This is a genomic window from Gottfriedia sp. NPDC056225 (genome assembly GCF_042267765.1).
Taxonomy (GTDB): domain Bacteria; phylum Bacillota; class Bacilli; order Bacillales; family Bacillaceae_G; genus Gottfriedia.
The window spans coordinates 238,183-251,192 of record NZ_JBHJTJ010000002.1; the positions used below are offsets into that span (position 1 = coordinate 238,183).

Sequence of the window (13,010 nt, forward strand, 5' to 3'; positions counted from 1 at the left end):
CCCTAACTGTACTATTATACTAAAGTAAACTTATTGGATGAAAGAGTTATTTTTATCATTATATGGATTAATATGGACAAATACGTTTTCAACATCTTTGTCTTCCATTAGTTTTTCTTTAACATTTTTGCCGATTCTATGCCCTTCCTCAACAGTTATATATGGATCTACAGATACTTTTATATCGATAATGACATAATAGCCGTGCTCTCTTGCATAAAGAGTATTTATTTCTCTAACCCCTTCTACTTTTCTCACAATTTCTTTATATGGTTCTATGTCTTCCTCATGAAGTACATGATCCATCGTAGTATGTATTGACTCTGCCCCAATATCCCATGCCATTTTCAGGATCATTATTGCTACAACAAGCCCGGCCGCCGGATCTGCATACAAAAGGATAGGCATATTAATTTTAGTGCCAAGAATTGCAATTCCGATTCCAACCATAGCAGCAGCGGATGAATATACGTCTGAACGATGTTCATAAGCATTCGCAATAATCGCAGCACTATTCAATCTTTTTCCTAAAGCATATTTATAGCGAAACATCCATTCTTTTAAGAATATCGAGATAAATGCAGCTACTAAAGCGATTAGTTCAGGAGAATGGACAGGTTTAAAAAAAGCTGTAATTGAGGATTTCGTTATTTCGATTCCAACGATAAATAAAAGAACAGCTACAATAATTGCAGCGATTGATTCAGCTTTTCCATGTCCATAGGGATGATCCTCATCGGGTGGCATCTTAGCTGCTCTTAATCCAAATAAAACCGCTATTGAACCTGCTACATCGGATGCAGAGTGAACTGCATCAGCCAATAATGCTTTACTATTTCCGATATACCCAATGATCAGTTTAACAATTGCCAGAAGTAAATTTCCATATATTCCAATATAAGCTCCTTTCTTGGCTTCCTTATAACGCTCATCTTGTTCCATATACTTTACCTACTTCCTTTGTTCTAGATCTAGTCGATTACTCGCAAAACAAATTAATTTTTTATTACACACATTCTATTAGTATCTTCAATTCGGAATGAAACTAATACAAAAATAACTTCAATATTTACTTCATTTTATTTTGTTAGGATGAAAAAAAGAGCTATCGCTAATTAAGAAGTTCAAATTGAAAAATGGTTGATTTTATTGTGAATATGCGAAGGCATTATGTAATCAATTTATGCTTCAGTCTAGAAGCTATTATTCGGGGGATTTTATTGTTGTTTTATTATCATAGTAAAAATCTACTTCATTCGTTGATCTCTAATTCACACATTCCACTCGCTTATTTCATATGCCAAAGCATTATTTGAACTTCACCTTATAACTTCCTCCTCTTTCTAACACAAATAAAAAGGGATGTCCCAAATTTTACTTTTGGGACACCCTCTAGTTAGAAATTATTTAGCTTCTTCAACATCAATAACTTGATTTTTATCAAGTTGACGACCTTTAATACCTAGCCAAATTTGTGATGCGATAAAGATTGAAGAATATGTTCCAACTACTAAACCTACAAGTAATGCAATTGAGAAGTTAAGAATTGCATGACTTCCGAATAAAAGTAGTGCAAGAACAGCTAATACTACTGTAAGAACTGTTTTTACTGAACGGCCTAAAGTTTGACGAATCGATTCATTTACAATATCTTTCAATTCTTCTCTAGTACGAATTTTCTTCTTAAGCTTCATATTTTCACGAACTCGGTCAAATGTAACAATTGAGTCATTTATTGAATAACCAACAATTGTCAGTACCGCAGCGATGAAAGTTATATCTACTTCTAATCTAAACACGCTAAATATTACTACAATGAAGAACGCATCATGTAATAAGGCAATTACTGAAGCAATTGCATAAGAGAATTGGAAACGTAACGATACATAAAGAATAATACCTGCAGAAGCAATGATTAGTGCTTTAATTGCATTAGCTGCTAATTCTCGTCCAACGACTGGATCAACTGTACTTACGTTTGGTTCAATTCCAAATTTAGTCGTAAAATCTTTTTTCAAATCGTTAATTTGATCTTTAGTTAATACGCCTTTAAATACAACTGAACCAGTTTTTGCATCATTTGTAGAAACTGTAATACTTTCAGGTTTTAAGTTCATTTTTGATAATTCAGTATTTACAACTTGTTTTGTAACAGCTGATTTTGATTCAAATGTTACTCGTGTACCACTTGCAAAATCAATTCCTAAATTTAATCGGAATACAGAAAGGATAATTACGCCGACAATTACTGTAACAATTGAAAAATAAACGAATTTACGACCGATACTAACAAAATCGACTTTATCATATTTTGTTGGTGGATGTGCCAAGTTATGATTCAAACCAAGAATTTCACTTTGTTTAATACCAAACCAAGTTTTCTTATTATTTAAGTAACGACTTTGAACTAGTAAAGAAAGTAATAAGCGAGTTCCGAATACTGCAGTTAAGAAACTTACTAAAATACTGACAATTAAACTTGTTGCGAAACCTTTTACTGAGCTTGTACCAAAAATGAATAATACAACAGCTGCAAGTAGAGTTGTAATGTTAGCATCAAAAATAGTACCAAATGAACGCTGGTTACCAGCTCGATATGCTGATGCAACTGATTTCCCTAGTTTAAGCTCGTCTTTCAATCTCTCAAAGGTAATAATGTTGTTGTCAACCGCAATACCAACACCAAGTATTAATGCAGCAATACCCGGCAGTGTTAATACCGCGTTCATGCCATCAAATACAAGTAATGTTACGTAAGTGTACGCCATTAACATGATGCTTGCGATTAAGCCTGGTAAGCGATAGAAGAATAGCATAAATAAGAAAATTACTGCTACACCAATAACTCCAGCAAAAATTGTTTCATGCAATGCATCTGTTCCAAATTTTGCACCGATTGATGTTGAATACATTTCTTCAAGATGTACTGGAAGAGCACCAGCATTTAATAAATCTGAAAGTTCTTTTGCACTTTCAACTGTAAAAGTTGATCCTACAATAGAAAGTGAATCATCAGTAAATACTTGATTTACACTTGCTGCAGATAAGAACTTAGGTTTTGCTTTTGCTGATTCCTTTTTGAAAGAGTCTTTTCCTTCATTGAAATCTAGCCAAATAACCATCATATTATTTGGAGAACCCATTTTTAGCACTTTACTTGTAACATCTTTAACCTTACTTGCATCTTTAAATGTTATCGATACACTAGGTTTACCCATTTGGTCAAATGTTTGCTTTGAAGCGCCTTCTTTTAAATCTGCTCCAGTCATAAGAACCTTATCATTTACGTCACGAATTGTTAAATTCGCTTCTGTCGAAAGAATATCACGTGCTTTAGCTTGATTTTTGACACCAGCCAATTGTACACGAATACGATCTTTTCCTTCGATTTGGATGTTTGGTTCACTTACCCCTAATACGTTTACACGCTTCTCAAGGGCTTTTGCTGTACTTACTAAAACATTTTTGTTAATTTTGTCACCCTTTTTAATTGGCTTAACTTTGTATAGTACTTCGAAGCCGCCCTGTAAATCCAGACCAAGCTTGATATTTTTCGCAGTACCAAACACAGTTGTTCCGATTACTGCTGCTAATACAGCAATAATTAAGAAAAAGGCAACAATTCTGTTACGCTTAACCATGTTGTGAATTTCCTCCTCTAACGAGTTCAAGTTCTAGTACGAAAATGGTATGTTTTCATTCTTTTATTATACAAATGCAATTTTTTCATTGTCAATTAATGGCTAAACTGACTCCCCAAACTGCCATGTAGGAGATTTAAATGCTTCGATTCGAACATAATTCATATAATCGTTAACAGTTAAAGAGAGTATGTCTTCCACCAGTTGAAAAAGCTTTGGTTCTTCCTCTTTTTTTCGCCATAAGGTTTTTTCGAGGCATTCCCATAATTCATCCTCACTGACAGTATCAAATCCAAGCATTCTAAATTCATCCAATTTACTTTCAATTACTACCTGAAGCGTAGGTTTAAATTCTGCAGCTTGTTGATGAAATGTCGACATACTCTTCCCCCCTAATTTTCTGTATTTTTAGAAAAATGATGTTAGACCTTGATATTCATTTCCTAGTTGTTGAACTAACTTGTCATGCTTGCCTATATTTCTAGCATATATATAATTGTAAATCATTCTAGGCTGTTTGAGAAGGTGGTAAAAATAATGACGAAGCAAACGTTTTTAAGAGGAACGTTTTTTTTACTTATTGCAGGGCTCATCACAAGAATATTAGGATTTTTTAATCGAATTGTTGTCGCAAGAATCATGGGTGAAGAGGGCGTAGGATTATTTATGATGGCAGTCCCGACACTATTTTTAGTTATGACACTTACGCAGCTTGGATTACCAATTGCCATCTCTAAATTAATTGCAGAAGCAGTTGCCCAAAATAGACAAGATAAGATAAAAAAGATTTTAGCTGTTTCAATGACAATCACTGGCATATTAAGTATTATTTTTACAACAGCTATGATCTTCTTAGCTCCTTTTATTGCAAAAAATCTATTAACCGACTCAAGGACTATGTACCCATTAATTGCCATCGCACCAGTTGTACCGATTATCGCAATTTCTTCCGTTTTACGTGGTTATTTTCAAGGTGTACAAAACATGCGTCCTTCTTCCTTTTCTCAAGTTATTGAACAAGTTGTACGTATCGTACTAGTTGCTGTTTGTACTAAAACTTTTTTACCATATGGTGTTGAATTTGCTGCAAGTGGCGCGATCATATCTTCAGTTTTAGGGGAATTGGCATCCTTAATTTATATGCTTTATGTATTTAAAAAGGAAAAAAATGCAAAGTTCATTACAGGATTTAAAAACAATATTAAAGACGGAAGAAAAACCCTAAGTGACTTATTAAGTATTGCACTCCCTACAACTGGAAGTCGACTAATCGGCTCTATATCAATGTTTTTGGAACCAATTGTAGTTTCACAAAGTTTAGCGATTGCTGGTGTAACAGCAGTAGTTGCTACAAAACAATATGGATTACTCTCTGGATACGCATTACCTTTATTACTTTTACCAGCGTTTATTACTTATGCACTATCTACTTCACTAGTACCTGCAATTAGTGAAGCAATGGCTAAAAAGGATCGCGTAACTGTTGAAAGAAGACTACAGCAAGCTCTGCGTTACTCAATGATTGCCGGTGGATGGTCAGTCGTTGTTTTATATGTCTTTGCTTCACCAATTTTAACGCTAATGTATAAAAGTGACCAAGCCACACATTTCATCTTACTTTTAGCACCATGCTTTATTTTTTATTATTTTCAAGGTCCACTGCAAGCAGTATTACAAGCTCTAAATCTTGCTAATTCAGCTATGATCAATAGCTTTGTAGGTTCAGTCGTAAAGATCGCTAGTATTTTATTCCTAGCTACAAATCCTAAGTTCGGTATTAATGGAGTTGCCTTAGCAATGAATATTAGTATTGTAACAATAACAGTTCTTCATTATTTTACTGTTTTAAAAGCAATTAACTTTTCAATTTTCGTTAAAGACTATCTTTATTGTTTAATTATTTTAGGAGTCTGTATTTATATCGGCAAATTCATCAAAGAATATGTAGTCTTTTCATCCTCACTATTAGTACAAACATTGGCAAGCATCTCAATTGTGACATTAATGTATATCCTATTAATATTTTTATTTAATCTTGTCAAAAAAGACGAAATCATTCGAATCCCATTCTTTAAAAAGCTAATCACTAGATAGATATTAAAGGGAAAGAACGGAAGTTACAGGGAATAGGAATACTACTCCCCTCACTTCCTTTTTTTCACTCTATCCATCCTTCTTATCAAGGAATATTTCATCTCTCCTTAAACTGCAATACGATACTTGGTTAAAGTCTTCAATACCTTGTTTTTTTAGCTCCTGAAGCAACCAAAGCTTATTTTTATTGTAAAGTTTTAAATTATCATCTTGGACAATACCATCTAATATTAGTGGAAATGTAAGTGTACTATCATAGCCATCTCCATTTAATTCCTTTTTAAAGATGGACAACTTCCCTGTTGGTTCAAGGATTGCATAATCGACATCTCTTACATCTCCAATATCTTTTTCTCTTAGTTGAAGTAATAAATCATCAAATGTGTACCTTTGCTTTTTCATTTCTTTTTCTAATACTTTTCCTTTACTGATAATCAATACAGGATTTCCATCCAAAATTTTTCTAAATAAAACACTTTTTAGTGATATGAGCGAAAAAATTATTTGTATCGCAACAATTAAAAACATCGGATAAATCACTTTTATGATTGGATCATTATGGTTTTCAATTCCAATTGCAGCTATTTCAGTTAATAAAATATAAACAACTAAATCTAATAAACTTAGCTCTCCAATTTCTCTCTTACCCATTATTCGAAAGAAAAACGCAATAATTAAATAGATTAAAATGGTACGAATCGTCATAGAACCTAATTCCATTTTACTAACCCTCACATCCAAAACTTTGCTGAATTTTAATTATTTATCTTTTTACATTCTTGCTTATTTAGAAGTAGTAAAGACTTTACATATAAAAAATAGTAGAAATTTGTTCATAATTTTACTATTTGTAATTGCTCTATAAGTATTCTAAAAATTCATCTTATGAATATGCTTGTATAAAAGAGTGTACAAGGGGGAATATCAATGAAAAAAACAGCAACGGCTGTCTCTTTTGGCTTTTTAACTATTTTATTATTAGTATTATCAATTAGCTTAATTTTATCATTATTACTTAGACTAACTTCACTTACAGAAACAAGTGTCAATACAACAACTCTTGTCTTATCATTTATCGTAATGCTAATAGGTGGTTTTGTTACAGGAGCAAAAGGGAAAGAAAAAGGTTGGATTCTTGGGTTTCTAACAAGTGGAGCATACTCTGTATTTGTATTTTTTGTACAATTTCTTGGTTATGATCGAACTTTTTCTAAAGAGCAATTGATGTACCATGCCATTTTCATTGCGATCTGCATGTTAGGGTCAATTTTTGGTGTAAATGCTGCAAGTAATAAATCCTATAATAAATAAAACTCGACGATTAGTAAGCATTCTTGCTACTTCCTCATATAAAAAACAAAACGCTAGTTCCCAAAATGGAACTAGCGTTTCTTACGATACAATTATTTAGCGGCTTGTGCACGAGTTTCACGAATTGCATTTTTTTCAAATACCATGCGTGAACCATCAGTAGTCTTTAATGTAATTGTATTATTTTCTTCGTTAACAGCATCAACTAAACCGTGTAATCCACCGATTGTTACAACCATATCGCCTTTAGCAATTCCAGCTTGCATAGAAGCTGTTTGTTTTTGACGCTTTTGTTGTGGACGAATTAGTAAGAAGTAGAAAATTACGAACATTAATATTAATGGTAAAATTCCACCTAAAGATCCTAAGTTCATTAATATCTTCCTTTCAATATGTAAATTTTAAAAGTTCCTAGCGTTCGGCTTATTAAAACCGTATTGTTCAAAAAATTCTTCTCGGAAATCACCTAAACGGTCTTCGCGAATTGCTTGACGAACTTGTTCCATTAATTGTAACAGAAAATGTAAGTTATGATAAGTAGTCAATCGCATTCCAAACGTTTCTTCACATCGAATTAAGTGACGAATATATGATCTTGTATAGTTTTTACAAGTATAACAATCACAATTTGGATCAAGTGGTGAATAGTCTTCTGCATATTTTGCATTTTTAATAACTAATCTTCCTTCACTAGTCATACATGTGCCATTACGTGCTATACGTGTTGGTAGTACGCAGTCGAACATATCTACGCCTCGAATTGCACCATCAATTAAAGAGTCAGGTGAGCCAACGCCCATTAAATATCTTGGTTTATTCGTTGGTAGTAAAGGAGTTGTAAACTCTAGTACTCGATTCATTACATCCTTTGGCTCTCCAACTGATAATCCACCAATTGCATAGCCTGGGAAATCTAATGAAACTAAATCTCTTGCAGATTGCTTACGAAGTTCTTCATATTCTCCACCTTGTACAATACCAAATAATCCTTGATCTTCTGGTCTTTGGTGAGAATTTAAACAACGCTCTGCCCATCTACTAGTTCTTTCAACAGAACGCTTCATATAATCATACTCAGCAGGGTATGGTGGACATTCATCGAACGCCATCATAATATCTGAACCTAAAGCATTTTGGATTTCCATCGCTTTTTCAGGAGAAAGGAATAATTTATCACCATTTAAGTGATTTCTAAAATGTACTCCCTCTTCTTCAATTTTTCGGAATTGACTTAAGCTAAATACTTGGAAGCCACCAGAATCCGTTAAAATTGCTCGATCCCAGTTCATAAATTTATGTAGGCCACCAGCTTTTTTAATAATTTCATGACCTGGTCTTAACCATAAATGGTAAGTATTACTTAAAATAATTCCTGCCCCCATAGCTTTTAAATCTTCAGGTGACATTGTTTTAACTGTAGCTAAAGTACCAACAGGCATAAAAGTCGGTGTTTCAAAAGAACCATGTGGTGTGTGAACGATTCCTAATCGCGCACCTGTTTGCTTACAAGTTTTAATATGTTCATAACGAATTGCTGTCATTTTTCGATTCCTTTCACGTCTTAAAGTATTAACATTGCATCGCCAAAACTAAAAAAGCGATACTTTTGGTCTACTGCTTCATTATAAGCAGATAAAACTGCTTCTCTACCAGCTAAAGCACTAATTAGCATAATAAGAGTTGATTTTGGTAAATGGAAGTTCGTAATCATTCCATCAATCCCCATAAACTTATATCCAGGGTAAATGAAGATAGACGTCCAACCACTGCTTCCTTCAAACTTGCCTTCATTTGCCGTTGCAATGGTCTCAACTGTACGGGTAGAAGTTGTCCCAACAGTAATGATTCTACCACCGTTTGCTTTTGTATCATTTAATAGTTTAGCCGTTTCATCAGACATATAGTAATATTCTGAATGCATATCATGTTCTTCAATTGATTCTACACTTACAGGTCTAAATGTACCTAAACCTACATGCAAAGTAATAAATGCTAATTTTACGCCTTTTTCTTGAACTTTTGCTAAAAGCTCCTTCGTAAAATGTAAACCTGCTGTTGGAGCTGCAGCTGAACCAATTTCTTTTGCAAAAACTGTTTGGTAGCGGTCTTTATCTTCTAACTTTTCTTTAATATAAGGAGGTAGTGGCATTTCGCCTAATTGATCTAGAATTTCATAAAAAATTCCATCGTATTGGAATTTTAACTTTCTTCCACCTTGATCACTACTGCCTACACATTCTGCTTTTAATCTGCCATCTCCAAATAAAATGATTGTACCTACTTTTACTCTTTTAGCTGGCTTTACTAGTGTTTCCCACACATCTTGCTCTTCTTGCTGAAGTAATAATACTTCTATTTGAGCTCCTGTATCTTCTTTTACACCAAATAATCTAGCAGGCATTACTTTCGTTTCATTTAAAACTAAGCAATCTCCTTCTTGTAAATAATCTAACACATCAGGAAATTGTTTATGCTCTACATTCCCCGAGTCTTTATGTAATACCATTAGTCTTGATGCTTCTCGATCTAATAAAGGAGTTTGAGCAATCAGCTCCTCAGGCAAATCAAAATCAAATAAATTTACATCCATTTCTAAACACCTCGTATATTTCAAGGACAAGGGTGTAAGGGAGAATCTTTTAAAATTCTCCCTTTCTAATTCTTGCCCTTCGTATTTCCTATTCCCTTAAACCCTATCTTTTCCAAAATCATGTATTATCATTTTTTCCCAAAAAATGAAAAAATAAGTGATAGTAATACACTTATGATAATACAAGTAACAATTGGGAAATAAAATGATACATTTCCTTTTTTAATAAAGATATCACCTGGAAGTTTACCTACAAATTTCATAAACAATCCAACTAATAACAATATAACACCTAGCGTTATTAACACTTTTGATAAATCAGTCATTGCTCAGGTACCTGCAAACCAAAATGTTTATACGTTAAATCAGTTACAATTCTTCCTCTAGGAGTTCGTTGAAGGAATCCGATTTGAAGCAAATAAGGTTCGTACACATCTTCAATTGTTTGTGATTCTTCTCCGATCGAAGCCGCAATCGTATCAACTCCAACAGGACCACCTCGGAATCTTTCAATAATCGCAAGTAACAGTTTATGGTCGATATGATCTAGACCCGCTTCATCTACTTGCATTTGAATTAAAGAATCTTTAGCTATTTCAAATGTAATAATTCCACTGCCCTGGACTTGAGCAAAGTCTCTAACTCTTCGCAATAAACGGTTTGCAATTCGAGGTGTACCTCTAGACCTTCTAGCGATTTCTAAAGCAGCTTCCTTCTCGATTTCCATTCCAAATAACTCAGCCGTTCTTCTAACGATTAATGCAAGCTGTTCAACTGTATAAAACTCTAATCGATTTAATACACCAAAACGATCTCTAAGTGGTGAAGAAAGCAAACCTGCTCTAGTTGTTGCACCGATTAGTGTAAAAGGTGGTAAATCAATCCTTACTGACCTTGCAGTTGCATCCTTACCAATAACGATATCAAAGAAAAAATCTTCCATCGCTGGATAAAGTACTTCTTCCACTGTACGAGGTAATCGGTGTATTTCATCAATAAATAACACATCACCAGGTTGTAGTGACGTCAAAATTGCTGCTAAATCTCCAGGACGCTCAATCGCTGGTCCAGAAGTAGTTTTAAAGCCCACACCTAATTCATTCGCAATAATTGCTGCTAAAGTAGTTTTACCTAAACCAGGAGGACCGTATAATAAAACGTGATCTAAAGATTCGTTACGCATTTTTGCAGCTTCAATAAAGACTTGCAAATTCTTTTTAACTTTATCTTGCCCTATATATTCTTTTAATGTTTGAGGCCTAAGTGATAGTTCTTGATCAAAATCTTCACGATTACTTTCACTTGATAAAATTCGATCATCCATTTTCATCACCTCTTAGCTTGCAATAGTAATTGAAGAGCTTTTTTAATATATTCATCAGTAGAAAGTGGTTCATTTTTCAATAATGGTACGATCTTTTTAACTTCTTTCTCTGCATACCCTAATGCTTTTAAAGCTTCAATGGCATCATCTAATGAAGATGCTGCATTTTCTTTTTCTTCCATCGCATCTATATCAGTAAATAAATCTACTTGTACCGTTCCAAAAACTTTCTCAAGCTTTCCTTTTAGGTCTAGAATCATTTGTCTTGCTGTCTTTTTACCAACGCCTGGGAATTTTGTTAAAAATGCTTCGTCCTCTTCTTCAATTGCTTGAACAATTTGATTTGGCTCACCTGTTGCTACAATCGCCAAAGCACCTTTTGGTCCGATTCCAGACACACTTAATAATTTTTGAAATAAAGTTCGTTCATCAAGCGTTTTAAAACCATATAACATCATAACATCTTCTCTTACGTAAAGATGTGTATAAACTTTTAAGATTTCATTTGAAGGTCTAAAAACATATGGATTAGGTGTAAATAATTGATAACCCATTCCATTATGATCAATTACTATATATTCCGGTCCAACCCATTCTATCTTTCCAATTACGTATTCGTACATGGTTTTCTCCCCTTTTTACATGTATTCCATTGTACCATATATAGAAGAAGGAAAAAAATAGTCGGGTGTCGAAAATAAAAATTTTATACATAGGAATTTACGATCGAAATAGTTAAAGTGATTATCCATATAAATTGCCATTTCATAAGAATAAGATAAGGAGGCAACTATTTGAACTTATTTCCGAACATTTTAACTGAGCGACTTTATTTAAGAGAAGTTAACATTACTGATACAAATCGATTGTTTACAATTTTATCTAGAGAAGATGTTACGAAATATTATGGATTAGATGCACTAACAAATAGTAGTCAAGTTATTGACCTAATTCATTTTTTTAGAGAAATGTATGAAACACGTAGTGGCATCCGCTGGGGGATTATTGAAAAAGAGACAAACAAATTAATCGGAACATGTGGATTTAATGCTTATCAAGAACGTAACAAAAGAGCTGAAGTTGGCTATGAGATCCACCCAGATTATTGGCGAAAAGGGTATGCAACTGAAGCTGTAAAAGCTTTATTAAATTATGGATTTGATATGCTACAACTAAATCGAATAGGAGCTATCGTCTATCCAGAAAATCTACCTTCACAAAAGCTTCTTGAAAAAATTGGATTCACTAATGAAGGTTTATTAAGAGAGTATTTAATTCAAGGTACCTCAGTTCATGATACATATGCTTATTCAATCTTACGGAAAGAATGGGTCGTTTAAGTTCTCCTTTTCAACAGCGTCAAAGAACCACAAGAAAAATCTCTTGTGGTTCTTTTATGACTTACCAAATTTTAATTTATAATTCTTTCATACTCTTTTAAGTAATGTAATAGATAAACGTAATGATTTTTAGTCGAAATTTTTATCCCTTTTTCAAGTTCCTTTTGTTTATTTACTTCTAATTTATTCGTATCAATTTGAAAAAAAGATTCAATAATATTATTCCCACTTGGCGTTCCAATATATAAGTTTAACATCCCACTTGAATTGATTCCTAAATAACCTTTCGACTTCAACGTAGGAGAAAGATCATTTATTTTTTTCATCAATACAATTTGATCATCATTTTCTTCTATGACTTTCCAACCTTTAAATTCTTTTTTTACTTGTCCCAGTGTTTTATGTTGATTAATATAAATTTCTTCAATCACTTCACCGTTTATATACACCTTATGTAAAATGATTGTAATTCCCTTGTTAGTCGTACTTTGACGATGAATACTATGATGTGCTGCCAATGTTTCAGTTTGTGCCGGAAATAGTAGTAGTGCTATTAAACAAACAAACATTAAAATAAACTTTTTCACAAACATCCACTCCTTTAGACAAAATCATACAAGCTTTTTTAGTTTGACCATTCATTTTTACTTTATCCAAGTGTTTTATATTTTTTTCTTACTAAAAGGCTCGGTTAAATTTAAATGTTGATT

Annotated in this window: 14 protein-coding genes; 3 read left to right on the plus strand and 11 right to left on the minus strand. The window is 33.2% G+C overall.

Annotation, left to right across the window (positions count from 1 at the left end; genetic code table 11):
- Positions 1–30 precede the first annotated feature (30 nt).
- From ACFCYN_RS03280 to ACFCYN_RS03290, 3 genes are all read right to left on the minus strand, one after another.
- Positions 31–942 (minus strand): cation diffusion facilitator family transporter, encoded by a 912-nt coding sequence (locus ACFCYN_RS03280; RefSeq protein ID WP_098121401.1) that lies wholly within the window; start codon positions 940–942, stop codon positions 31–33.
- Between the two features lie 461 nt (positions 943–1,403).
- On the minus strand, positions 1,404–3,641 hold the full coding sequence (gene secDF, locus ACFCYN_RS03285; RefSeq protein ID WP_172447400.1) for a protein translocase subunit SecDF: 2,238 nt from the start codon (positions 3,639–3,641) through the stop codon (positions 1,404–1,406).
- A 102-nt stretch (positions 3,642–3,743) separates the two neighbouring features.
- Positions 3,744–4,022, minus strand: coding sequence for a post-transcriptional regulator (locus ACFCYN_RS03290; RefSeq protein WP_172447399.1), 279 nt, complete (start codon positions 4,020–4,022; stop codon positions 3,744–3,746).
- A 156-nt stretch (positions 4,023–4,178) separates the two neighbouring features.
- On the opposite strand from ACFCYN_RS03290, the gene spoVB reads away from it, so the two are divergent.
- On the plus strand, positions 4,179–5,735 hold the full coding sequence (gene spoVB, locus ACFCYN_RS03295; RefSeq protein WP_172447398.1) for a stage V sporulation protein B: 1,557 nt from the start codon (positions 4,179–4,181) through the stop codon (positions 5,733–5,735).
- Between the two features lie 69 nt (positions 5,736–5,804).
- On the opposite strand, the gene ACFCYN_RS03300 is transcribed toward spoVB, so the two are convergent.
- Positions 5,805–6,455: a DUF421 domain-containing protein gene (locus tag ACFCYN_RS03300; protein WP_172447397.1), complete on the minus strand. Its 651-nt coding sequence runs from the start codon at positions 6,453–6,455 to the stop codon at positions 5,805–5,807.
- A 207-nt stretch (positions 6,456–6,662) separates the two neighbouring features.
- Here ACFCYN_RS03300 and ACFCYN_RS03305 point away from each other — a divergent pair, with 207 nt between their 5' ends.
- Positions 6,663–7,046, plus strand: a complete 384-nt coding sequence (locus ACFCYN_RS03305; protein ID WP_172447396.1) for a TIGR04086 family membrane protein — start codon at positions 6,663–6,665, stop codon at positions 7,044–7,046.
- Positions 7,047–7,138: 92 nt separating this feature from the next.
- Here ACFCYN_RS03305 and yajC read toward each other — a convergent pair whose 3' ends face one another.
- From yajC to ruvA, 6 genes are all read right to left on the minus strand, one after another.
- Complete coding sequence (yajC, locus tag ACFCYN_RS03310) at positions 7,139–7,420, minus strand: preprotein translocase subunit YajC (protein ID WP_172447395.1); 282 nt, start codon at positions 7,418–7,420, stop codon at positions 7,139–7,141.
- Between the two features lie 27 nt (positions 7,421–7,447).
- Positions 7,448–8,587 carry a tRNA guanosine(34) transglycosylase Tgt gene (gene tgt, locus ACFCYN_RS03315; protein WP_098172714.1) on the minus strand — a complete coding sequence of 380 codons (1,140 nt, stop codon included), beginning with the start codon at positions 8,585–8,587 and terminating at the stop codon, positions 7,448–7,450.
- Between the two features lie 20 nt (positions 8,588–8,607).
- Entirely contained in the window at positions 8,608–9,636 is a 1,029-nt protein-coding gene (gene queA, locus ACFCYN_RS03320; RefSeq protein ID WP_375947477.1) for a tRNA preQ1(34) S-adenosylmethionine ribosyltransferase-isomerase QueA, read from the minus strand.
- A gap of 128 nt (positions 9,637–9,764) precedes the next feature.
- Positions 9,765–9,962, minus strand: a complete 198-nt coding sequence (locus tag ACFCYN_RS03325; protein ID WP_172447393.1) for a DUF2905 domain-containing protein — start codon at positions 9,960–9,962, stop codon at positions 9,765–9,767.
- Positions 9,959–10,960: a Holliday junction branch migration DNA helicase RuvB gene (gene ruvB / locus ACFCYN_RS03330; protein WP_172447392.1), complete on the minus strand. Its 1,002-nt coding sequence runs from the start codon at positions 10,958–10,960 to the stop codon at positions 9,959–9,961. The genes ACFCYN_RS03325 and ruvB overlap by 4 nt, the downstream gene beginning before the upstream one ends.
- Before the next feature lie 5 nt (positions 10,961–10,965).
- Positions 10,966–11,583 carry a Holliday junction branch migration protein RuvA gene (gene ruvA / locus ACFCYN_RS03335; protein WP_098121390.1) on the minus strand — a complete coding sequence of 206 codons (618 nt, stop codon included), beginning with the start codon at positions 11,581–11,583 and terminating at the stop codon, positions 10,966–10,968.
- A gap of 171 nt (positions 11,584–11,754) precedes the next feature.
- Here ruvA and ACFCYN_RS03340 point away from each other — a divergent pair, with 171 nt between their 5' ends.
- Positions 11,755–12,300 carry a GNAT family N-acetyltransferase gene (locus tag ACFCYN_RS03340; protein ID WP_172447391.1) on the plus strand — a complete coding sequence of 182 codons (546 nt, stop codon included), beginning with the start codon at positions 11,755–11,757 and terminating at the stop codon, positions 12,298–12,300.
- A gap of 71 nt (positions 12,301–12,371) precedes the next feature.
- On the opposite strand, the gene ACFCYN_RS03345 is transcribed toward ACFCYN_RS03340, so the two are convergent.
- Positions 12,372–12,887: a BofC C-terminal domain-containing protein gene (locus ACFCYN_RS03345; protein WP_172447390.1), complete on the minus strand. Its 516-nt coding sequence runs from the start codon at positions 12,885–12,887 to the stop codon at positions 12,372–12,374.
- Positions 12,888–13,010 lie beyond the last annotated feature (123 nt).